The 22,953-nt window shown below is 60.6% G+C and carries 15 protein-coding genes; 8 read left to right on the plus strand and 7 right to left on the minus strand.

Annotated features, from left to right (window positions below):
* Window positions 1-431: 431 nt before the first annotated feature.
* From ACNFG0_RS18390 to ACNFG0_RS18400, 3 genes are read left to right on the plus strand one after another with little or no spacing between them, the layout of a single operon-like run.
* Window positions 432-2,897 (plus strand): hypothetical protein, encoded by a 2,466-nt coding sequence (locus tag ACNFG0_RS18390; protein ID WP_416765928.1) that lies wholly within the window; start codon window positions 432-434, stop codon window positions 2,895-2,897.
* Window positions 2,898-2,899: 2 nt separating this feature from the next.
* Entirely contained in the window at window positions 2,900-5,128 is a 2,229-nt protein-coding gene (locus tag ACNFG0_RS18395; RefSeq protein ID WP_416765929.1) for a hypothetical protein, read from the plus strand.
* A gap of 23 nt (window positions 5,129-5,151) precedes the next feature.
* A complete protein-coding gene (locus tag ACNFG0_RS18400; protein WP_416765931.1) occupies window positions 5,152-6,876 on the plus strand; it encodes a hypothetical protein in 1,725 nt (574 codons plus the stop codon).
* Between the two features lie 66 nt (window positions 6,877-6,942).
* Here the strand turns inward: ACNFG0_RS18400 and ACNFG0_RS18405 are convergent, their stop codons facing one another.
* A complete protein-coding gene (locus tag ACNFG0_RS18405; protein WP_416765932.1) occupies window positions 6,943-7,353 on the minus strand; it encodes a PA2817 family protein in 411 nt (136 codons plus the stop codon).
* 159 nt (window positions 7,354-7,512) lie between these two features.
* A complete protein-coding gene (locus tag ACNFG0_RS18410; protein ID WP_416765933.1) occupies window positions 7,513-9,960 on the minus strand; it encodes an acyl-CoA dehydrogenase in 2,448 nt (815 codons plus the stop codon).
* Window positions 9,961-10,190: 230 nt separating this feature from the next.
* Between ACNFG0_RS18410 and ACNFG0_RS18415 the strand changes: the two genes are divergently transcribed.
* Window positions 10,191-11,933, plus strand: coding sequence for a hypothetical protein (locus ACNFG0_RS18415; RefSeq protein ID WP_416765935.1), 1,743 nt, complete (start codon window positions 10,191-10,193; stop codon window positions 11,931-11,933).
* A gap of 54 nt (window positions 11,934-11,987) precedes the next feature.
* Here the strand turns inward: ACNFG0_RS18415 and ACNFG0_RS18420 are convergent, their stop codons facing one another.
* From ACNFG0_RS18420 to ACNFG0_RS18435, 4 genes are all read right to left on the minus strand, one after another.
* A complete protein-coding gene (locus ACNFG0_RS18420) occupies window positions 11,988-13,037 on the minus strand; it encodes a fimbrial protein (protein ID WP_416765937.1) in 1,050 nt (349 codons plus the stop codon).
* 50 nt (window positions 13,038-13,087) lie between these two features.
* The gene (locus ACNFG0_RS18425) at window positions 13,088-15,574 is read right to left on the minus strand and encodes a fimbria/pilus outer membrane usher protein (protein ID WP_416765938.1); all 2,487 of its coding nucleotides are present in this window, start codon (window positions 15,572-15,574) and stop codon (window positions 13,088-13,090) included.
* A gap of 32 nt (window positions 15,575-15,606) precedes the next feature.
* On the minus strand, window positions 15,607-16,335 hold the full coding sequence (locus ACNFG0_RS18430; protein ID WP_416765940.1) for a molecular chaperone: 729 nt from the start codon (window positions 16,333-16,335) through the stop codon (window positions 15,607-15,609).
* A gap of 61 nt (window positions 16,336-16,396) precedes the next feature.
* Window positions 16,397-16,942: a fimbrial protein gene (locus tag ACNFG0_RS18435; RefSeq protein ID WP_416765942.1), complete on the minus strand. Its 546-nt coding sequence runs from the start codon at window positions 16,940-16,942 to the stop codon at window positions 16,397-16,399.
* A 576-nt stretch (window positions 16,943-17,518) separates the two neighbouring features.
* Between ACNFG0_RS18435 and ACNFG0_RS18440 the strand changes: the two genes are divergently transcribed.
* The 3 genes from ACNFG0_RS18440 to ACNFG0_RS18450 all read left to right on the plus strand — a co-directional run bounded on the left by ACNFG0_RS18440 (window position 17,519) and on the right by ACNFG0_RS18450 (window position 19,990).
* Window positions 17,519-18,142 (plus strand): glutathione S-transferase, encoded by a 624-nt coding sequence (locus ACNFG0_RS18440; RefSeq protein ID WP_196156252.1) that lies wholly within the window; start codon window positions 17,519-17,521, stop codon window positions 18,140-18,142.
* Between the two features lie 139 nt (window positions 18,143-18,281).
* A complete protein-coding gene (locus ACNFG0_RS18445; protein WP_196144988.1) occupies window positions 18,282-19,214 on the plus strand; it encodes an ABC transporter ATP-binding protein in 933 nt (310 codons plus the stop codon).
* Window positions 19,211-19,990: an ABC transporter permease gene (locus ACNFG0_RS18450; RefSeq protein ID WP_196144989.1), complete on the plus strand. Its 780-nt coding sequence runs from the start codon at window positions 19,211-19,213 to the stop codon at window positions 19,988-19,990. Before ACNFG0_RS18445 ends, ACNFG0_RS18450 begins: the two co-directional genes overlap by 4 nt.
* On the opposite strand, the gene ACNFG0_RS18455 is transcribed toward ACNFG0_RS18450, so the two are convergent.
* Window positions 19,874-20,503: a DUF2062 domain-containing protein gene (locus ACNFG0_RS18455; protein ID WP_143515168.1), complete on the minus strand. Its 630-nt coding sequence runs from the start codon at window positions 20,501-20,503 to the stop codon at window positions 19,874-19,876. The genes ACNFG0_RS18450 and ACNFG0_RS18455 overlap by 117 nt on opposite strands.
* Window positions 20,504-20,645: 142 nt before the next feature.
* Between ACNFG0_RS18455 and ACNFG0_RS18460 the strand changes: the two genes are divergently transcribed.
* Window positions 20,646-22,865 carry a DNA internalization-related competence protein ComEC/Rec2 gene (locus ACNFG0_RS18460; protein WP_416765944.1) on the plus strand — a complete coding sequence of 740 codons (2,220 nt, stop codon included), beginning with the start codon at window positions 20,646-20,648 and terminating at the stop codon, window positions 22,863-22,865.
* Window positions 22,866-22,953 lie beyond the last annotated feature (88 nt).

A 22,953-nucleotide genomic window follows, 5' to 3' on the forward strand; every position in this document is an offset into this window, starting at 1 on the left:
TACTGGATACGATCAACCGGCTTAGTCGCATAACCTGAACCGCCGTGTACGGAACCGTACGCACGGTGGTGTGAGAGGACGGCGGGTCAGAGCCCGCCTCCTACTCGATGCTTGTTTTTTTTCGACGTGCGCGTCGTGAAGAGGCAGCGCCTGATTGATCGCGCACGGCGCGTGATTCACGCATCACCCCAAACCCAAGGCCGGTATCTTCTGCTCCCGCATGCTCGCTTTTGCTCACGTCAAGCTCGTATTTCAACGATATTCCCCGCGACATCCCGCCCACTGGGTTTGATTGACCTAGTAACTCAACCAGTTCTCCGTGACCTGTGTCTTGTGACGAAATAGTCGTGCGAACAGTGGCTTCGAACGAACGCCACTGCTCGCGGCCGGTTTCGAAAAGTCAAAGATACTTAATGTATGGAGAGGGCTGTATGAGCGGTTATTCGGAAAATGAACTCGTAGAATGGTTGAAAGAAGGCAGCAGGATGTTCGATTGGGGCATGATCGCGGTCATGGATCGCGCGAAGGCCAATCGTCTGCTGACGCAGGAATATATCAGGCATTTCGCCGAGGACTCCTACCTGCCGCCGCAATCCGGTGAGGTGGACACTGACAGTAAATGGAAGAACACCATAGCGAATGCGGTACTGGATGTGCCTCGGCTGTCGTTCGAAAACTCCAACCTGCAAAACTCCAAGGCACGCCTGCGTATGGCGATGGTGAGCGGTAACCGGGTCCGTCTGGAAAAAAGCGGGGATTGGCAGATACGGCGTATTGATCAGTATACCCCCCAACTGCGCCCTGAACTGGTCATGGACCTCAACCTTTCTGATGTGCCGGGGGGTGTGAAGGAAGGTGGAGAGCTTTTCTTGGACCTCAAGAATTGTTCGGACTTTTCGTTCGGCTTTTCCGGGTCGGAAAGTGAACAGCGCGATATGGGGGCGTTCTTCAAGAATAAGTTCGATGAATTGGAGGAAAGTAAGCGCATCTTTCATCTAGGGTGCATTCAACAGGGGGGCAATGAGTTGCTACGCCCTGATCACTTTTATTTGCGTACGCAGGCGCGTGACCCACAGAGCAAAGACGGTGATGGGGCCGTGATCAGTTTTATCCGAATGGAAGGCGACATTAATGGTTCGTTCCCACCTTCCAGCGAAACCTTCAAGTATTTGATTCCCAACGATTCTAAAAAGGATTACTCCGCTGCGGTTGCGGTGAATGGTGGTCGCGTTGCGTTGGTGCAATTGACTCGCTCTTTGCAAGAAGTTATCGAGGGTGCACGTTTCGAAAATAAGTACAAAGGAGAACCTGGCAGGAGAAAAGTTGTTGGGGCGGAGCTTGTAGAAGGTAAGTTAGAGGTTTCAGGAGCGGGTAAGAAAACCATAGAGTTTGATGGGAACCTCGCAGGAATGTTCGCTGAATATTTTATTGGCGATATCGTGTGTGAGCTCGGGAGGAATTTGGCAATAAGCATTCTTCCAGAGGGAAGGGGTATTGTTGTCGAAGGGGTGCTTGAGGGAAAGGTGCCTTTCAGGTTTATACGTGCTTCGGTCCATTCCGGTGATCCAGAAGAAGCAGCTTTTGCTACTGTTTTGTTGAGCTCTATTGTCGCAAGGTTGTATTTTATATCTGCGTTGCCTTATAGATATACATTCAAGTCAGTTTATGTTTTTGATGATGATAGTGGTAATCTAGAAAGTTTAAGTTTAGAAATTATTCCTGAAGTCGAGCCGGAGCTTCCTCCTTACGATTTTCCGCCTCCCGATCAATGGCCAAAGCCACCAGAATTTCCGGGGTTTGAAAACTTCGAAGAAGTTATTGTGTTCCTCGGGGTCGCTATTGCTCGGCTGTATGCTCAGATATTCTATGATGTCAGTGCGGCGATCCATGGCGCTGATCTCAGTTTAAGTAGCTTTATTGAAGATGCTCTAGATAAAAGTTTCGCGGTTTCTGCCCCGGTCGATCAGCTGATTGATGAGACTATAAAGTTAAACTTCCATCATGCCATCGTTCGCGACAAAACCCGGCTTCTCCGAGACGTCATTGCCTTCGGCAAGGTCAACCCGGCCCTCACCAGCTTCGTCGTCGACGACCTGGAACCGGTGCTCGTGGCAAGCAGCACGAAAAAGTTCTCGACCATCCCTATCAGGGAGGACGTGCAATGGAGTGTGGAGCCCAAAGGCTGCGGGCATGTCGATCCGAAAACAGGAGTCTACACGGCGCCTGCGGTCGGAGACATCGATGGCCCATTCGTTCGAGCGCGTGTCATCGCCAAGACGAAGAGCGCCGAGAGTTCGGCATTGGTCACCGTCGTACGTCAAGGCTTGATGCTGAACCCGTTGCTAGTGACGGCCATGCCTGGCGATGAGGTCAAGCTGGAAGCGGGGGTGCTGGGCTCGGCAGGCGAGCTTGTGTGGCGTTTCAAGAATGAAAACCCACATGGTCGCTTCAAGGACCCGGACGCCACATCGCCCGAGGTCTTCTATGTCGCAGGTGAGAATGATATTGCAAAAGCGTACCTAATCGATACGGTCGAGATTGAGAATACTGTAACGAATGAAACGTGTACGAGTGTTATTGTTACAAAGACAACAGCTATGGGGCTTGTTATTGAAATAATCGATTCGGATGTGGAGGCAGGCACCCTACAGTTGGAGGCTAGTCTAAACGGTACTCTGCTTGATGTAGATTGGACGCTGATCTACGGTCCGGGCAGCATTTCTGAAGAAGAAAAAGGTCTATATACCATTGGTGATGCACATGATGAATCGTTTGCAGTTATTTTTGCGGAGGGCGTGTTTGCAGGTGTGCTGCCACTTAACGGTGTAATTGTTGTCCCCCTGCCACTGACATCAGATAATCTTGCGCTTGCGGCGCTTTGCAAATGGAGTTGCTGAACATGAGTTACCCGATTAACCCAGAACTTATAAATTGGCTGAATACTAACGCAGGCCTATATGGCTATGATGGGTTGACCATCGTTCCCATCGATCAGCTCAATAGCGCCTTGCACGATCAGCATCTACAACGTCTGGCCGACCACGCGGTACTTACGGATATCCGTGGATCTTTCCGCGTCGACGATACGTTTATTGACCACTATCTGGCAGGCTACCAGATGTCGAAACCCTCGCTGGATATGCCCAGCGATACCCGATTCAACGTTACCGCTCAGCTGGACCGCGGCCTGCATGTCAAGGTAACGAATGCTTCCGAAGTGCAAGCGGTATCGCAACACGATGCGCTGAATGCGATGTCGCTGAAGTGCACCCTGCCGTTGGGGCCGATGATCGCTCAATCGCTCCTGCCGCTGGATGTGGCGCAGGGCGAGGGCATGGAGCTTGGCGTGGATGAAAGCGAGCTGCAGTGCAAGCAAGGTGGCGAGTTCATCCAGAACGTCATACAAGCTAATGAAGCGCTCAACGAACCCTACGTATTGGTGAGCATGGGTGCGGGCGCCGATAGCGACTTGGCCATGAAGCAGGTCGATGTCCGGGTGCAAAAGAACGCTCAAGGCGAACGCCATGATCTGTTGCTCTGGGCGGCGACCAAACAGGGCAAGGTCGGTCAGATTCCTTCGAACGCGCACGTGCTGGGCATCGATCCTGGCGTCACTACAGTGCTCAACAGTGCGCGGCTGATGCATCGCGTCAGCTATGGTCGAGGCCTGGCGAAGCTGCTCGAGGGCGGCGTCTTCACAGAGCGGCGCGACAGCGAGAACATGTTGGTCGGCCTGGATGCCACGGCCGGTTATCTGACTGTTCCAAGCGGCAAGTACCAAAGCGCCGCCTATACCTTCGAGTGTGAAGGCTTCACGGTTCCGGCAGACAAGGGCCTGACGATTGCCTTTGAAAACGATAGGGTCGAGCAGACCTGGGCATCGTCTTGCACCGTCGATTTTCGCTACAAGCCTCATCTGGGCGGCGAGCAGAAAACGTTCAAAGCCACGTTCCAGCTCAGCCTGGAGCACCGGTTCAACCTGCTCGAAGCGCCGTCAAACCAGGCGGAAATCTTGCAGGGGCAGGTGTATTCGTGCTGGAAGAAGGATGAGGTCCGCGCTGGCGATGGCGTGCCCGAGATGCCTGACTCCGAACGTGCACAGATCGAGGAATTCATCGGCCATGTCGTCAAGCGTGCCATCGTTTCCGGGCTGGCGAAAGAATTGCGTTCCAAGGCGCCGGAATCCTGGCTGGAAGGGCTGCAGGTCGGCACGGACATGGGCATGCAACTGCAGGCTTCTGCCGTGACGCAGGAGCATGACGTGGCCATGATCACCTCGCCCACGGCATACGTTATCGAGCCAAGTGACGCCGTGGTACTGGCTGGCGAAACCTGTCACCTGCAGCTTGTCCCGCGACGGGAAAACGTCAAATGGTTCGCTGCCAGCCTGCCGGTCAGCGCTGATGATATAGGGCGCATGGTTGTGGATACCGATCCGGAAGGCACCTATCAGGCCGCCGCACTCGCTGCGTTGAGCGGCAAACCGAGCACGGTACAGGTGATTGCCCAGGACATCGTGAGCAAGGAGCTACTGGCTTCCACACTGGTGACGACCGTGACCCGAGCCGTCACGGTGAATCCAATGATCCAGTCTTGCAGGCCAGGAGAGACGCTGAGCTTCGCGGCGGGCTCACTGAGGGGGGGGGACCTGAAATGGGAGATCGAAAATGCCGTCGAGGGCAAGAGCGGTTCGCTGGTTCTGAAAGACGATGGCAGGCGGTGTGTGTACACAGCCTCCAAAGCAGACATTGACGATTACTTCATCGATAGCATTCTGGTCGAGGATCCGCTAACCAATGAAACCTGCAAGGTTCATGTACTGGTTCAGCCTAACGGGAATGCCACTGGTCGGCTGACGTTAAAGACACTGCCCGAAGAAGGCCAGGCCATCGAGTTGGCATTCACTGTCAATGGCAGTGAGCTGGGGAACGTTCAATGGTCGCTACCGCTAGAACCCGATAACTCCATTGTCGATGGGACGTATTCGCGTGGCGATGAGCCGGGGTTCGTCCTGGTTGTCGCTGAAGGAGATTTAGCATCGCTCCGGTTTCACGGCTACCAGATCCTGCCTTGGCCGTTGACCGACTTCCCGGAGCTCTGTCAGAAGCTGCTGGCTCAACCATCGTGAACACCCCTTCGGAGACAAGGAACATGTCCGCCAATTCCCTCGAGCATGTGCTCGAAACAATGGAAACAATCAACGTGACCCTCGGCTGGGGCGCGTTGGCGGTGTACAGCCGCGGGTGTTTGAACGAAGTGCTCGAACATCATTATCTGCAACGCCTGGGCGATTGGAACAGCCTGCCGCGCTTCGCGGCGAACATCCGTCGCGAAGATGGGAGCCGTACCCAGCTACAGGCCATCGAATTCGGTGTGCCGACGTTGTCGTTCGCCAGTGCCACGACCCAGGACAGGCGCGTGCAGGTAACCCTGCCGATCCTGTCGGGGGTGTACCGGCATGAGTCGCCATCGGCCGACGAAAAACTGCAGTATTTCGTCATCGATGAGTCCATGGGCTTGGCCGTGGACGTCGACGTCAGCTTCGATGTCGTCGCCGGCCGTGGGCGACAACTGCTCATGCTGGACTTGTGCAAGGCGGTCGAAACGCGTTGCAACCTGGGCCCAGGCGGTATGAATGACGCGCATCTGGCTGCTGAGCTGCTGCGCTGGTTCGGCAACCTGATGGACTTCCAGAGCCAATTCGTCCTGGCGGAGGCCGAAAGCCAGGGTGGCGATTACTGGACGCCGACCGAGGTTCGTGTCTACACCCAGGCTGCCCCGGGCGCAGAAGCATCCGAGGCGCACAACCATGGCGATGGGGCGTTGCTGATGTTCTTCAAGGTCAAGGGCAGGACGCGCGATGGCCTGGCGCCGACCGCCGACTTTCCATTCCTTGTGGTGGATGAAACGCAAGGCCAGCACTATCCGCTGACCCTGGTCCTCGATCGAGGGCTGAGTCATCTCTCGGGTAACTTGCTGGACAAGCTATCCTTCCCTCCGGTGCCATCGGCATTCGCCGAGCAGGCACGGCACGAGCCATTCGATACAGCGCTGTTCGGCGGCCTGGTTGCACAGGGGCCGGTGTTCACCGTGGACGCGCCTGAGCACCCAGTGCTGGCAGGCTCCTCCCATCGCTTCATCATGCGTGACCAACAGGGCCAACCTGTCGAGGCCACGCGCTGGTCCGTCAGTGGCCTGGAAGGGCAATCAGGCGAGTATGGCGGTTTCGATCAGGAGGGTGTTTATCAGGCGGTGTCGCTCGAACGACTCAAACGTGAAGACCCCGTCATCGTGGTGACCGCCAGGCTGTATCGTGATGGCATGTTCTATCAGGCCTCGAGGCGCGCGCGGGTGGCGGTCGATGTGTTCGAACTGCAGCCGGAAGTCGCGATCACGACCCCAACGGCGCCAATCGATCTGCACCTCTCCGGCGCGGGGACAAGCCTGCCATGGGATGTGCTGGATGAACGTCATGGTCGACTGGATCGGCACAATGACACGCAGGCGACCTTCGTACCGGACGCCATCGTCGGCAGGAAAGGCCTGGCCGTCCAGCAGGTTCGAATCTGCAGTGAGCACGGTCCTCGGTTTTCGATCGTCCTGGCCAATGGGTCGCAATTGTTGTCGGTCCGGCCCGAAGTGTTTAGAAAGGTCGATTATCGCGAGTCGCTGCGCCTGGAGGAACAGGATGTCAGCTTCATGCCTGAGGCCACGCGGCGTTGGCGGCTGTTTGGCGTCGGCACGCTGAGCGAGGATGGGTGCTTCACCGCGCCGTCGAGCGGAGCCCCGGCGTTTTCCGTGGTGACCTGTGAGATCGAGCAACACGGCGTGGTGCTGGCGACCGGTTACAACGTGCTGCAGGTCGGCAGGCTGTAGCGAAACCCGGGCGAGGCTGTCGCATCGCTGACCCGCATCCACACGCCGTGGATGCGGGTTTTTTCGTCAGTGCTTCGGGGTTTCTTCCGGCAGGCTCAGCAACTGCTTCTGTTGGTGCCAGTCGAAGGGCTCGCCGTTCTGTTCGGCTTCGAAGCGCAGCTCTTCGAGTTGTTGGTAAAGGTTCAGTTCCTCGTCCGGCATGAAGTGCAGGCAGTCGCCGCCGAAGAACCACAAAAGGTCCCGTGGCACCAGGTGGGCGATCTGCGGGTAGCGCTGGATCACCTGGCAGATCAGGTCCTGGCCCAGATACTGGCTTTGCAGCGGGTCCTGGGGCAGCAGCGTGAGCAGCTCGTCGAAGCGTTCGAGGAACAGCGCGTGGCTCTCTTCCGGTACCTGCTCGGCTTCACCCAGGGCTACCAGGATGGTGCGCAGGTGCTGGAGCAGTTGCAGGTGGTATTCCAGGTACGGGTTGGCCATGGAAAAGTCCTCGGTATGGCTGAAACGGGGGCGGAGTATACGCCGGTTATTCGGTTTGTGCCTCGGGAGAAGGCCTTGAGCGGGTGGTGTCTGTAAGATCGAGCGCCGCCCGCGCGGCGCATCGCGATCTCACTGGCACCGAAACGACGGTGACGGACATCAGCGCACTTTGCCTGGTACCGCTAGCAGGGCCTGCTTCTCGAACGCATCCACATCGATGACCCGCCGCCGTGCCGCCTCGGCCTGATGCAACCGTTGGCCTTCGTCGGCCTGCAGCACGCCGGCCTCGACTGCTGCATCGATGGCCGACTGCCCGGGGGTGGGGTGTACCTTGCCTGCCTTGAGCGCCTCATGCAGTGCCTGGTGCAGCGGGGCGCATTCGGCGAGCAGGTCGTGAGCCGTCTGCAAGGCCGCCACCGGGTCGCCCTCGGCCTGTGGACGCATGCACCCGGCCAACAGCTCCTCCAGTGCCGGGTCACCCTCATGGCGGCCGATCAACGCCGCCACCTCTGCATCCAGCGCGTCGCTCGGGCCGCTATGGCGGCGGCCGAAGGGAAATACCAGCACGCGTAGGGCACAGCCGACGAAACGGTTGGGAAAATTCTCGAGCAGCCGATCCAATGCATGCTCGGCCTTGCCCAGGCTTTCCTCCAGGGCCCAGCGCAGCAGTGGTTGCATGTGCTCCGGCGAGCCCAGGTCGTGGTAGCGCTTGAGCGCCGCCGAACCCAGGTACAGATGACTCAGCACGTCGCCCAGCCGTGCACTGAGCCGTTCACGACGCTTGAGCGACCCGCCGAGCAGCATCATCGACAGGTCGGCCAACAGGGCGAAAGCGGCGGCCTGGCGATTCAATGCCCGGAAATAACCTTGGCTCAACGCATCCCCCGGCACCTTCTCGAAGTGGCCCAGGCCCAGCCCGAGTACCCAGGTGCTGGCGGCGTTGCCCGTAGCGAACAGGATGTGCTTCATCAATAGGTCGTCGAACTCACGCAAGGCCTGGTCCTGATCCTGACGGCCGGCGAGCGCCATTTCATCCAGCACGAACGGATGACAACGAATGGCGCCCTGGCCAAAGATCATCAGGTTGCGCGAAAGAATGTTGGCCCCTTCGACGGTGATGAAGATCGGCGCCCCCAGCCAATTGCGCGCCAGGTAGTTGTTCGGGCCCATGATGATGCCTTTGCCGCCGTGCACATCCATGGCGTGCTGGATGCATTCACGTCCGCGCTCGGTGAGGTGGTACTTGAGGATGGCCGACAACACCGAAGGCTTCTCGCCCAGGTCCACGGCCACGGCCGTGAGCAGGCGCGCGCTGTCCATCAGCCAGGCGTTGCCGCCAATGCGTGCCAGGGACTCCTGGATGCCCTCGAAGGCCGCCAGGGGCACGTTGAACTGCTCGCGGATGCTGGCGTATTGGCCAGTCACGAGGCTGGTGTACTTGGCCGCCCCGGTGCCCACCGCCGGCAGCGAGATGGAGCGGCCTACCGACAGGCAGTTCATCAGCATCATCCAGCCCTTGCCGAGCATGGCCTGGCCGCCGATGAGCAGGTCCAGGGGGATGAACACGTCCTTGCCGCTGTTCGGCCCGTTCATGAAGGCAGCGCCCAGTGGCAGGTGGCGTTTGCCGATCTGGACGCCGGGGAGGTCAGTGGGGATCAGCGCCAGGCTGATGCCCAGGTCTTCTTCTTCGCCCAGCAAATGGTCTGGGTCATGGGCCTTGAAGGCCAGGCCGAGCAAGGTCGCCACCGGGCCGAGGGTGATGTAGCGCTTTTCCCAGTTCAGGCGCAGGCCGATGACATCCTCGCCTTGCCATTGGCCTTTGCACACCACTCCGGTGTCCGGCATGGCGCCCGCGTCGGAGCCAGCCAGCGGGCCGGTGAGGGCGAAGCAGGGTATCTCCTCGCCACGTGCCAACCGTGGCAGGTAATGGTTGCGTTGCGCCTCGGTGCCGTAGTGCAGCAACAGTTCGGCCGGGCCGAGGGAGTTGGGCACCATGACTGTGGAGGCCAGGTCGCCGCTGCGGGTGGCCAGCTTCATGGCCACTTGGGAATGGGCGTAGGCCGAGAAACCCTTGCCGCCGTATTCCTTGGGGATGATCAGGGCGAAGAAACCCTGTTCCTTGATGTACGCCCAGGCCTGCGGCGGCAGGTCCAGGTCCTGACCGATCTGCCAATCGCTGACCATCGCGCAGAGGGTCTCGGTAGGGCCGTCGATGAAGGCTTGCTCTTCGTCGGTGAGCGTTGGCGATGGGTAGTCGAGCAAGGTGTGCCAGGCCGGACGGCCGCTGAACAACTCGCCGTCCCACCAGACGGTGCCTGCATCGATCGCCTCGCGTTCGGTTTGCGACATCGGTGGCAGGGTGCGCTGGAACCATCGGAACAGCGGCTGCGTGAACAGTTTGCGGCGCCAGTCGTGCAGGACCAGAAAGGCGGTCTTGCAGGCCAGGGCCAGCCAAAGGGCGGCCAGCAGCCACCCTGGTGCATCACTCCAGATACCCATCGCCAATACGTAGAGCGCGACAACCCCGAGGATTCGCAAGGGCGCCAGGCGCCTGTGCACGAGGTACGCCGTACCGACCACCAGTATCGCCAACCACAACAGCCACATAGGCCTTCCTCCATGGAAACTTGGATTTGAACACCCTTACAGCTTAGCCATGCATCGCGGGGGCGTTCTCGACAAGGCCTGCATTCGGCCCGAGGGTTGCGCACGGGGCGCACTTGGCGCTCGCCTACTGACAGGTTTACCAGCTGTTTCGGCATTGGGGTGGGGTGTAGAACAACGACCTCATCGCTGCCATCCGGGCAGTGTCTACATGCCAGTCAGAAGGATGTTCCATGTTCAAAGACAATGATTTCGTAGCCCCCGTGATTCCCGCGCTGGAAGGTGGCGAATCGCTCGACCTGGAGGCGTTGGAGGGTAAGGATCTCGAGGTGCTATTCACCTATGCCCAGATCAGGGTGGGCGATTATTACCAGGTCAGGTTTCACGCTCGCACGGCGGGGGAGCAGACCGTTGACGTAAAGATAAGCGAACAGATCGAACGACTGGATGAGCGTAACTATGCCAGGACCACGATCTCGACCAAAATACTGTCGCAATGCTCGGGCGGTTGGGCGTTCGTATCGATCGGCCAAGATACCGGTTTTGGCGAAATCAAATTGGAGTCAGGTCTGCAGTTCTTCTATGTGGACAAGGCAGTGGCGAAGGTCAGGGAGCTCCCGCCTGCCCAATTCATCGGCCATGACCTGACTATCGATCTGGGGCGGACATTCGGCGATGTGGTCATCCAGACTGGACCTTATCCCGCCATGGCGTCGGGTGACCAAGTCACCCTGACCTGGCAAGGTGTGACCGAACATGGCGAGCCACTTGGCCCCGTGAGCCTGCAGCGAGAGATCGGTCACGAGGACATCGGCAAGCCGCTGAGCTGGTCCTTGGACGGTAATGAACTGCGCTTGGCCGACAATGGCCAGGGTGCGCTGTACTACAGCATCGAATATGCCGATTCGCTGGCCCGCAGCGAGTCGCCTAGGCAACCGCTACGTATCGCCCACGGTGTGCCTGAGGCCCCCAGGTTGGCCAAGCCAAGCATCGAGGGCTTGAGCGGAGACCTGTTGGAGCCGGACGACTATCCCGACGGCGCCGTTCTACGGATCGAGAACTATGGCATGCAACTGGATGACGAGATCCTGTTGCATGCGCGAGGGCGCGAGTGGGTAACCCAAGCGGTGCGCGTCGATGTAAGCATCTTGCAAAGTGGGAAGATCCGCTTCGGTTTGCCCCATGGCTGGCTGAAAGCCAATGCGGGTGGGCGGGTTACGCTTGGCTATCAATGGAGCCGGCCGAATGCCTCGGGTATCTCCGAGTCGCTGTCTCTGGTCGTTGGCCAGGAGCCGCTTCTGCCCTTCGTGTCCATCACCGCTGCGTTGCCCGAGGGTGATGGGAAGGGGCGCTTGACGCCGAGGAGGGCTTTCGATGTCGCTATTGCGGCCGAGGTGAAAGTCTCGGCGGCCAAGATGTTCGCCATCAACCAGCTCGGAATACGCTACGAGGCGCTCAAGACCAGCGACAAGCGGTTCCAGTTTCCGATGGAGATGGTAAGTGCCAACCTGGGGCAACGTGTTGAAATTTTTTACTCAAGCACCCAGGGCGATGGATCGATCGAGTATTCCAAAGCATATGACCTTGGGATCGAAAACGTAGTAGACCCGAATCATTTCAAGACCATCGCCTGCCCGGAGGCTGCCGGTGGGCGTCTATCCCTGGGAGGGATCACGGAGCAGGGGGCGAGGCTCGAGTTGCCGGGGTGGCAATTCATCGCTGTCGATCAACCCGTGCGCATCGACGCAGTTGGCAAGGCCAAAGAGGGCGGCCAATTGCGCGGCGAGAAGCTGCGTGACGATGTTCCGTTGAGCGACGGGGAGCTCAGGGCCTATAAAGTGGAAGCGTTCTTGCCTAGGCATTTCCTGGAAAGTCTGGCGCTCGATGAAGCGTTACGGGTCCGCGTGGCGGTCAGTTTCGATGGGGGGCGCTCGTTCAAGGCATTTCCTACACTCGTCCTGACATTGGTGGCTTGAGTGCGATTTTTCGCATAAGCCCTGGGGCCGCTGCGCGGCCCTGATGTTTCAAGATCATTTGTAGCTAATCGTGAACTTCAAGGCACCATTTGCATTGCCTGCTTGCATCTGATCGGCTGGGTCGATCTGGTAATAGCGGGCTTTGAAGCCCAACCGAAGTGTGCCTGCGCTCAAGCTGGTCATTTCCTTTTCCTGGTCCAACGGCATGGGTGTGCCATCCGCCGCGAGCACCTGGATGCCGACGCCTTTGGCTACGTCATCCGCGGCGGTGAGGCTGAACACGCCTTTCTCGGGATAGATAGCGGAAGATCCAGCGCTACCTTCTAGTTTGATGACGACCTTCGTCTTGCTGGCCGAATCTGCCTCGCAATTGGTCAAGTCAATGAAAAAATCCACGGGCGTCGTGGTATAGCCGCTGTATTTGAAGTCCGATTTTGGCCAGCTTTTCAACTGCACATCGGCTGGGGTGGAGGTGCCGGGTATGGTGCACGGATTGCTGACGACGCGGCTACGCAAGCGGAAATCCATGAATTCGCCGCCGGCATCGGTGCTGGCCGTGAACAAAGGTGTATCGATGTTATGGACGCCGGCAGGTATGTCACCGATTTTGAACAGCTGAATATTATGCAGTAGAGGACTATTGAGAAGCATTTCGTGGCCCTTCGTGTCTCCAAGATTGGCCTCGAAGGGGACATAGCTGTTGTCGACAGGGGTGAACTGGTTGTCTGCTGAGCCAACGAGCGGGGCACCGAGCCGAACGCTGACACCAATGCCTTCCACATTGGTTTTCATCAAGCGGACCCCTCCAGGGGTGATGGGCGAAACACCATACAAAGGATTGAAGCTCAGCTTTATGGGGACGATGTCGTTGTCGTTCTTACACGTGAATTTTGTACCTGAAGATGGAGAGATGGATAAGAGATTTCTCTCACTAAGGGGGGCGCCGGGCAGGAGGTCGGGCTTGACGTCGAGGATGTCGGGTAGAAGGTATTCATAGCTGAGCCTCCCGCTTTCCAGGGCGCAGTCGCCAGCGGCTTGGGCAAGCGTGCAATGCCCGAGCGTCATAAACAGACCAGGCAATAACACGGCGAGTGATCGTTTCATTGGAAGCTCCAGGCCGTGCCCGGTGGGCACGGAATCGAATGCGGATATCGTCATCCACAGGTCAGTGTTTGCATGCGGTAGCCCTGATCCAGCGGCATGTTGGCCACGTCCAGGTCGAGCTGGCATTGCGCCTGCTCGCTCCAGTGCACCTTCACCTGCTGGGAGGGCTGTTCGGTCGACAGCATGACCACACCGGCTTGGCCGACGACGCCCAGCGATGAGCCTGCACTGTCCGACACCTGGGCGCCGAATGGCACGGGCTGGCCGTCGGGGCTGCGCAGGGTCAGGACCAGACGGTTGACGTTGCGCACGTCGAAGCGGTGCTTGACCACCGCGCCACGGCGCGGCACCACTTGCGCGGTTGCGTTGTCGATCTCGACCTCCGGCCCCAGCTGATCGGTTTGCAATACCAATGGATTGCTCCTGTACGGGCTCAGGCTGGGCACCAGGGCGAAGCCGCGCGCGTTGGTGCGTACGCTCGAGGCGCTCTGCACGCCCACGCCAGGCGTATTGGGCACTTCGACCAATCCTATGGTGTCGCTCAGGTACGGACCGAGCTCGACGCCACCGGCATGGGCCAGTAGCGAGCCGCTGGCGTTGAGCGACAGGCTGCGGTAGTCAGGGGCGGCGCTTACGCCGGCCCCCACCGAGGCGAGCGCAGTCTGGTAGCCCATGTTCAAACCCAAGGCCTGTCGTTGTTGCTCGTCGCGGCTGACGCTGGCGTTGTAGCTCAGCCGGTAGTCGCTGCCGCTGCCGCTCAAGCTCGCCCGTTGGCGATTGCCATTGGCGCTGTGCTGCGTATCGAAGCTCAGATTGCCGCTGCGGCCGAAATCCAGGGGCAAGGAAATGCTCAGGCCTACCATGCGATCACTGCCGCGTCGGTTGTTGCTCAACGATTGCGAGGCATGCAAGCCATAGTTGACCTTGTTGTAGGAGGTGTTGAGGCTCAAGCGAAACTGGCGCTCGACGTCCGGGCGCCCCCAGTAGTCCTGCTGGGAAAACGTCAGGTTCAATGAACTGCGGGCGCCTAGCCGCTGGATGACCGAGCTTTCCAGCCGGCTGCGGCGGCTGCCGGTGAAGCGCGAATCGTGGCTGCGTTGGCTCACCCATTCATCGAAGTCGCGGTAGCCCTCGGTGGAATAGCGGTAGCCGGCAAAGCGCAGGTGGGTGCCGCTGTTGAACGCCTTGCTGTATTTCATCGCATAGCTTTGGCCTTTCACGTCGGCGGTGGTGTCGAACTGGCTGCTGGCGTGGGTCACGTCGAACGCCACCGCGCCCAGGCTGCCCAGGTCGCGTGCGATGCCGATGGCCTGGGCCTGGTAGCCGTCGCTGGCCATCAGCCCACCGTAGAATGTGGTGTGCCATGGCGTGCCATAGGCCAGGGTGCCTTGCCAGAGCATGGGGGCTTCCCCGTCGCCAGCTGGGTTGTAGCGCCCCAACGCAGCCGTGTAGCGCCACACGCCTGGGCGCAGCAGGTTATCGATGTTGGCGTAGGGCTGGGTGAAACGGCGCACCTGGCCATCTTCCTCGGTCAGCACCACTTCCAGTTCGCCCGCGGCGCCGACGCTCAGGTCATCGATGGCATAGGGGCCGGGGCTAACGTAGGTGGAGTAGATGGGGTAACCGTTCTGCAAGACTTCGAGCTTGGCCCGGGTCTGTGCCACGCCGCTGATGATGGGCGCGTAGCTGCGCATCAGGTTGGGCAGCATGTCGAAGTCCGTTGCCACGCGTGCGCCCAGGAGCGGCACGCTGCGAAACACCTCGCTGCCGGTGAAGGTCTCGCCCAGGGTGAAGGTGCCCAGGGTGCCGGGCAGGTCGCGCTGGGCATAGGTGTAGGCGCGGTCCCAGCTGCGTGCGCCATCGCTGTTCTGGCGCCACGACTGGGTACTGCGCAGGCGCCAGTCGCCGAGGTTGATGCCGCTTCTCAGGTACAAGTCGTAATTGCTGGAGCGGCCTTGGGTACGGTGGTCCAACTGCTGGGTCGAGGCCTGGTAGTTGACGAAGGCCGCGTTGATGCCGCTGTCCCAGCGCTGCGGGTCGATGTAGCCGGTGATCTCTCGGCGCAGGGCGATTTGTGGGATCGATATGGCCAGGCGCAGTGCCGCGCTGTCGAAATCGACCTGGGCACCAGGGACCACGGCGGGCAGGTCGAGGCACGGCTGGTCGAGCAGGGTTGGGTCGGGTAGGGCTTCGAGGCGTAGGCCCTGTTCGGCCAGCAGTTTGGGGGCGAGACAAGGCTGCAGGCGATTATGTAGCGTATCCAGGGTGAAATTGAGTTGATGCTGGCCGGCCTCGTTCCAGTTGACGGTCAGGTGTACCTGATATTGGCCAGGACCGAGCTCATGCTCGTTGGCCAATGCTTTCAGAGCGGCGACAGCGCTATCCCCGCCACCCGGCTGGTATAGGAAGCCTGACTGAAATTCAATAGGCGGTTGCTGGGCGACATTGGCCAGTGCTTCGCTACCGGGTACACAGAGCAATAGCAAGCCAAACCGGTGCAGCCGCGAGCGTGCAGGCCCGTGGTGTGCAAGGGTCATGGGAAGTTCTCCTCGGAGGTCGCAGCTGGCAGTCAGGGCTCGTAGTGAACAGGCAGGACCATAGGAGCGCTGCTGTTGCCGTAATCGGTGATCACCGAGAGTTCCACCTGTAAGTCGAGAGTGCGCAGATTCTCAGGCATGGGGTAACTCTCCTCGCTCATGGGCGCGAGCATGTCGGCGTCTGAGACGGTATGTTTCTGGTCTGCAGCGCTGAGTTCCAGGCGGCTGAAGGTGTAGTGGAAGGGGGTGGGGTTGACGATATGCAGATGCGCTTGCCCGTTAATCGTTTTCACGGAAAAACGTAGGTCGTTCAGTGTTTGTTCGGGCGTGGACGACAACTGGCTAGGGCGATAGAACACTTTGATGCGCGTGCGCAAAGCAATGTTGAGCGAGTTCTGCTCAGCCGCTAGGGCTTCGGGAACCTCCTGCAAATTGAAAAAAAATAAGGACTCGCGATCGTTTGGCAGGTCGTTGGGTAGCTTGGCCAATTGCACTACCCGCTCGCTGCCGGCGTTCAGGCGGAATAATGAGGGCGAGGCGATGAGGGGAACCGCGGTAGTGGCATCATCAGCCCCTGTATTGACCCAAGCTTGCGCGGCGTACACACGGTTACTTGGATTGCCAATGATGACCGACGCGTTGCGTTGTGCGCTGTCAAAGACAATTCGGGTGGTGTGTATGGTTAGTGCGGCGTAAGCGTGGGGAACGCCGGTTGCAAGTGCAACCAAGCCTATAATCAGGGCGCGAGCTATCGACTGCATAGAATGTCAGCTTATGAAAGGGTGGAAGTTCCAGGCGCAGCCGTGCGCCCGGAAATATTAATCAATTGATGTCGGCGACAATACTGACATTGGCATTGATCAGGCCAGGCTCGACAGTGTTTTGCGTCGATACGAGGCGAGCGGTGAAGTCGATGACCTTGTTAGTGTCTGAAATATCGAATTCCTTGGATTGGATGCTAGGTTTAACTCGATCGTTATCCCTGTCCAGAATCTCTATACCGATGTTCGAGGCTCGGCCATAACCGGGTTTTATCGCGTAGTACTCTCCTGCGCCGGTGTCGCCATCTTCTGATGCGAAGGTGAACTTGACTTTCGCCGTACCGATAGAGCAACCGGCGCCGCTGTCATTAATGGCTAATCGGAATCCGGTCGCTGCCGAGGCTGTACCAGCAGATGGGAAGTCGGTGGGCCGGAAGTTAGTGCCTAGGCTGACAACGCCCGCCCCGGGGCCGGCGCCAATAATATCGATCGGGCAAGTGCCACCGTCTAGAATTTTGCCTTCGAAGCGGATTTCGCCTTTACCATCTACAGCAAACGCACTGGTGCTGGCCAGTCCCAAGGCCAGGGCCATGAGTGTTTTCTTCATTTGTTTTACCTACATATATTGAGTTGTGTTGGTTTTCGTGAACTTGGTATTCCGGAATCCAACGCCCGGAACGGTGGCAAGCTTAAGAGAGGCGATGGAGGGGGTATGTAGGTATAGGGGTGTGGGTTATTCGAATGAGGGAGTTATATCTGTAGGTGTATTTACATGCGGTGTAAGATCTAGGCGCTGGGTTGGTCTTGAAATCTGGTGCAATCCATACTCGGCAGGCCAACTATGGATTGCGCGAATGTCACTTGGTGTGTCGGTCCATGCCCAATTCCATGTCATCGACCAGCGCCTTGGCCATGGCGCTGAGGATGCGTGCCGAACTGCCGGCGATCAGGTCGCTTTCCTGAAGCTTTTGGTTTCAGGTTCGGAAATGTCTTACCTGGATGCCGGTGAGGCATGGCCGGACAAGGTCGGATCGCGGGCGTCGGTCTTGAGGTGGGGGGTGCCTGGGAGATCGAGCGCCGCCCACGCGGCGCGCGATCTCCCAGACACCGAAGCTATTGCGACGAACGACTCCCCGATCTTGAAGTAGACTGTGCCACCTGCGCATTCATAAGGACATTTACCATGCTGAAGATCTGGGGCCGCAAGAATTCGAGCAACGTGCGCAAGGCACTGTGGATTGCCCATGAACTGGGCCTTGATTTCGAGTCGATCGACGCCGGCGGCGCCTTCGGCGTGGTCGACGAACCCCATTACCGCGCCCGCAACCCCAACGGCCTGGTACCGATGCTCGAGGACGGCGACCTGGTGCTGTGGGAGTCCAACGCCATCGTGCGCTACCTCTGCGCCCAATACGGCCGCGACCAGGGCTGGTACCTGGACGACCCACGCCAGCGCGCCCTGGCGGACAAATGGATGGACTGGACCACTTCGTCCTTCGCCACGCCGTTCCGCCCGCTGTTCTGGGGCCTGCTGCGCACACCCGAGGCGCAGCGCGACTGGGTGGCCATCAACGCCGCCCATAAGCAGTGCGCCCAGTTGCTGGCCATCGCCGACGAGACCCTGTCGCACCAGCCATACCTTTCCGGTGATCAGGTCGGCATGGGCGACATCCCCCTGGGCAGCTTCATCTACGCCTGGTTCGAGATGCCCATCGAGCGCCCGGACATGCACCACCTGCGGGCCTGGTACGAACGTCTGCGCGAGCGCCCTGCGTATCAGGCAGCGGTGATGACCGCATTGACCTGAACACCTCGGCCACTTCGATAGTCATTATCGATACACATGACTGTACTTGTGCGGCCAGGCCTTGCACCATTGGCCGCACGCACTGCGCCAGTGACTAGACCTGGCGTGTCCTGAACCCTTTTTCGGTACCTGACCCGCTATGAGTTCCGCCCTGTCCATCCGACAGCTGACCAAGACCTACGGCAACGGCTTCCAGGCCCTCAAGGGCATCGACCTGGACGTTAGCGAAGGTGACTTCTTCGCCTTGCTCGGCCCCAATGGCGCCGGCAAGTCCACCACCATCGGCATTCTCTCGACCCTGGTGAACAAGACCAGCGGCACGGTGAACGTGTTCGGCCACGACCTGGACCGCGAACCTGCGGCGCTCAAGCGCTGCCTGGGCGTGGTGCCCCAGGAGTTCAACTTCAACCAGTTCGAGAAGACCTTCGACATCGTCGTCACCCAGGCCGGCTACTACGGCATCCCGGCCAAGCAGGCCAAGGAGCGCGCCGAGCAGTACCTGACCCAGCTGGGCCTGTGGGACAAGCGCGACGTGCCGTCGCGTTCGTTGTCCGGCGGCATGAAGCGCCGCCTGATGATCGCCCGGGCGCTGATCCACGAGCCGCGCCTGCTGATCCTCGACGAGCCCACCGCCGGGGTGGACATCGAGCTGCGCCGTTCGATGTGGAGCTTCCTCACCGAGCTGAACCAGAAGGGCATCACCATCATCCTGACCACCCACTACCTCGAGGAAGCCGAGCAGCTGTGCCGTAACATCGGCATCATCGACCACGGCACCATCGTCGAGAACACCAGCATGCGCAAGCTGCTGGGCAAGCTGCACGTGGAGACCTTCGTGCTCGACCTCAAGCAGGACCTGCCCCAGGCGCCTGTGCTGCAGGGTTACCCGTGCCGCCTGATCACTCCGCATACCCTGGAGGTGCAGGTGGACAAGGACATGGGCATCACCGCGCTGTTCGGCCAGCTGGCCCTGCAGAACATCGAGGTGCAGAGCCTGCGTAACAAGACCAACCGACTCGAGGAGCTGTTCGTGTCCCTGGTGGAAAAAAACCTGTCGAAGGTGGCGGTATGAGTGTGGAACTGCGCACCAACTGGGTGGCCTTGAATACCATCGTCTACCGCGAAGTGCGGCGCTTCCTGCGTATCTGGCCGCAAACCCTGCTGCCGCCGGCGATCACCATGGTCCTGTACTTCGTGATCTTCGGTAACCTGATCGGCCGGCAGATCGGCGACATGGGCGGCTTCACCTACATGGAGTACATCGTGCCGGGGTTGATCATGATGTCGGTGATCACCAACTCCTACGGCAACGTGGTCTCGAGCTTCTTCGGCAGCAAGTTCCAGCGCTCGATCGAGGAGCTGATGGTCTCGCCGGTGTCGCCGCACACGATCCTCGTGGGCTATGTGCTTGGCGGCGTGCTGCGTGGCCTGGCGGTCGGGGTGATCGTGACCATCCTGTCGCTGTTCTTTACCCAACTGCAGGTGCACCACCTGGGCGTGACCGTGGTGGTGGTGCTGTTGACCGCGACGATCTTCTCGCTGCTGGGCTTCGTCAACGCCGTGTTCGCACGCAACTTCGATGATATCTCGATCATCCCGACGTTCGTGCTGACACCGCTGACCTACCTGGGCGGGGTGTTCTATTCGATCAACCTGCTGCCGCCGTTCTGGCAGACCGTGTCGCTGGCCAACCCGGTGCTGCACATGGTCAACTCGTTCCGCTACGGCATCCTAGGGGTGTCGGATATCCGTATTGGCACGGCGATCACCTTCATGCTGGTGGCCACCGCGGTGCTCTACGTGCTGTGCGTGCGCCTGCTGGTCAGCGGCCGCGGCATGCGCGCCTGAGGCACGTTCCCCCTTGCGCCGGCGCCACTGTCGGCCCACCCACCAGCGCCAGTACAGCATGGTGGCGAAGTAGGCCAATGCACCGAGCACCAGGCCGCAGACCACCGAACCGAGCAGGAAGGGTTGCCAGATCGTCGACAACTGGTCGGTGACCCACTGTACGGTGATTTCGTCGGGCAGGCTGCGCGGCGGCACCTGCATCAGCCAGGCACCGGTCATGTAGGTGACGAAGAACACCGGCGGCATGGTCAGCGGGTTGGTCAACCAGACCAGGCTGACCGCGATCGGCAGGTTGCCGCGCAGGGGAATGGCCAGGCTCGCCGCCAGCAGCATCTGCATGGGCATGGGAATGAGTGCCGCGAACAGGCCGACACCCATGGCCCGCGCCACCGAATGACGGTTCAGGTGCCAGAGGTTCGGGTCATGCAGCAATTTGCCGAAAAAGCGTAAGGACTTGTGTTCCCGAATGCTGGTCGGATCTGGCATGTAGCGTTTGAACAGGCGGCGAGGCATGTAGGCTCCCGGCGGGTTGATGGGGGAAGTATGCCTTTTTTCCCTGACCGCCTTGTTCAGAGTTTGTGACAATTGTTGAGCAAGGTTCGCCGCCGTTTCGGCTATGCCTCAGAAGGTCGTTTCGCTTCTGGGGCTCTAATTCATGCGCACAGGGATGTTCGCGCTCGCAGTCGGGTTGTCGAGCCTGGGTTTTCTGCCGGCCTTGCCATCGGTCGGTTGGTGGGCGGTTTTGCTGGTGCTGGGCCTGGTGTGCGCTTGCAGCCGGGCATGGCCACTGGGCTGGTTTCTGCTTGGCGTCTCGTGGGCCTGCTGGTCGGCGCAGGGGGCATTGGATGACCGCCTGGCACCGGTACTCGATGGCCGCACCTTATGGCTCGAAGGGCGGGTGGTGGGGTTGCCGATCCAGGCGCAGCAAGGGGTGCGCTTCGAATTGGAGGACGCGGTCTCGCGCCGTGCCGGGCTGCCACGACGCCTGCAACTGAACTGGTTCGATGGCCCCGACATCCGATCGGGCGAGCGCTGGCGCCTGGCCGTCACGCTCAAGCGGCCCCATGGCCTGCTCAACCCCCACGGCCCGGACCGGGAGGCGGCCTTGCTGGCCCGGCGCATCGGGGCGGTCGGTTCGGTCAAGGCTGGCGAGCGGCTGGAGGTGGCACCCGGCAGTTGGCGGGACGGGTTGCGCCAACGCTTGCTGGCGATCGACGCCCAAGGGCGGCAAGCCGCCCTGGTCGCGCTGGTGCTGGGCGACGGTTCGGGGCTTTCCCAAGGTGACTGGCAGGCCCTGCAGGCCACCGGCACGGTGCACCTGATGGTGATTTCCGGCCAACATATCGGGTTGGTGGCCGGGTTGGTCTATGGCCTGGTGGCGCTGTTGGCGCGCCTGGGGGCCTGGCCGACACGCCTGCCCTGGTTGCCCTGGGCGTGTGCGCTGGCCCTGGGCGCCGCCTTGGGTTACGGCTGGCTTGCAGGCTTCGGGGTGCCGGTACAGCGGGCCTGCCTGATGCTCGCGGTGGTGCTGCTGTGGCGCCTGCGTTTTCGCCACCTGGGCGTGTTCACGCCCTTGCTCATGGCCTTGTGCGGTGTGTTGCTGGTCGAGCCGCTGGCCAGCCTGCTGCCTGGGTTCTGGCTGTCGTTCTGCGCAGTCGCGGTGCTGACCTTCTGCTTCGCCGGGCGCCTGGGGGGGTGGCGACCCTGGCAGGCCTGGAGCCGGGCTCAGTGGGTGATTGCCGTTGGCCTGTTGCCGCCTTTGCTGGCGTTGGGGCTGCCGATCAGCCTGACGGCACCGTTGATGAACCTGATAGCCGTGCCCTGGATCAGCTTCGCGGTACTGCCGTTGGCCTTGCTGGGCAGTGCGCTGCTGGCGCTTGGCGCGCCGGGCGAAGGGCTGCTGTGGCTCGCCGGGGGCTCGCTGCAGGGGTTGTTCGACGTGCTGGGCCGGGTGGCGAGCTGGCGTCCGGCCTGGTTGCCCCCGGCCCTGCCGTTGGGGGCGTGGCTGCTGGTATGCCTGGGGACGGTGCTGGTGTTGCTGCCTCGCGGGATCCCGCTGCGGGGCTTGGGTGGCGTGATGTTGCTGGCGCTGTGGACGCCCCGGGATCAAGTGCCCCACGGGCAGGTGGAGGTGCTGCAGCTGGACGTTGGGCAGGGCCTGGCCGTGCTGTTGCGCACCCGCCACCACAGCCTGCTCTACGATGCCGGGCCCGCCAAGGGTACCCGCGACCTGGGCGAGCAGGTCGTATTGCCGACCCTGCGCAAGCTGGGTGTGAGCCAACTGGACCTGATGCTGATCAGCCACGGCCATGCCGACCATGCCGGCGGCGCCGCTGCCATCGGCCGCGGCCTGCCGATTGCCCAGGTGCTCGCCGGCGAACCCGGGCAACTCCCGGCCGAACTGCAGGCGCTGCCGTGCGCCAGCGGTGAGCGTTGGCAGTGGGATGGGGTGGACTTCGCGCTCTGGCAGTGGCCCCAGGGGCCGGGAAGCAACGAACGTTCCTGTGTCCTGCGGGTCGAGGCGCAGGGCGAGCGCCTGCTGCTGGCGGGCGACATGGAGGCGGGGGCCGAGCGGGCCTGGCTGGCCGCGACCGAGTCGCCGCGCGTCGATTGGCTGCAGTCACCGCACCATGGCAGCCGCAGTTCGTCCACCGAGCCGTTCATCCGGGCCTTGGCCCCGCGCGGCGTGTTGATCTCGCGCGGGCGGTACAACGGGTTCGGGCATCCGCATCCGCAGGTACTGGAACGCTATCGGCGGCACGGGCTGAGCGTGCATGACACGGCGCTGGAGGGGGCGTTGCGAGTGCGGCTGGGGAGCCATGGGGTGGTGGAGGGTATGCGGGAGCAGCGGCGGTTCTGGCGGCAGGTGCAGTGAGGTGTGTCGGTGGCATTGGTTGTAATGGCGTTCGCCGCAGCAGTTTGGTCGAGCGCCGCCCGCGCGGCGCTCGATCTTACAGGCGCCG

It is taken from the genome of Pseudomonas sp. NY15372, assembly GCF_048068215.1.
Classification (GTDB): domain Bacteria; phylum Pseudomonadota; class Gammaproteobacteria; order Pseudomonadales; family Pseudomonadaceae; genus Aquipseudomonas; species Aquipseudomonas guariconensis_A.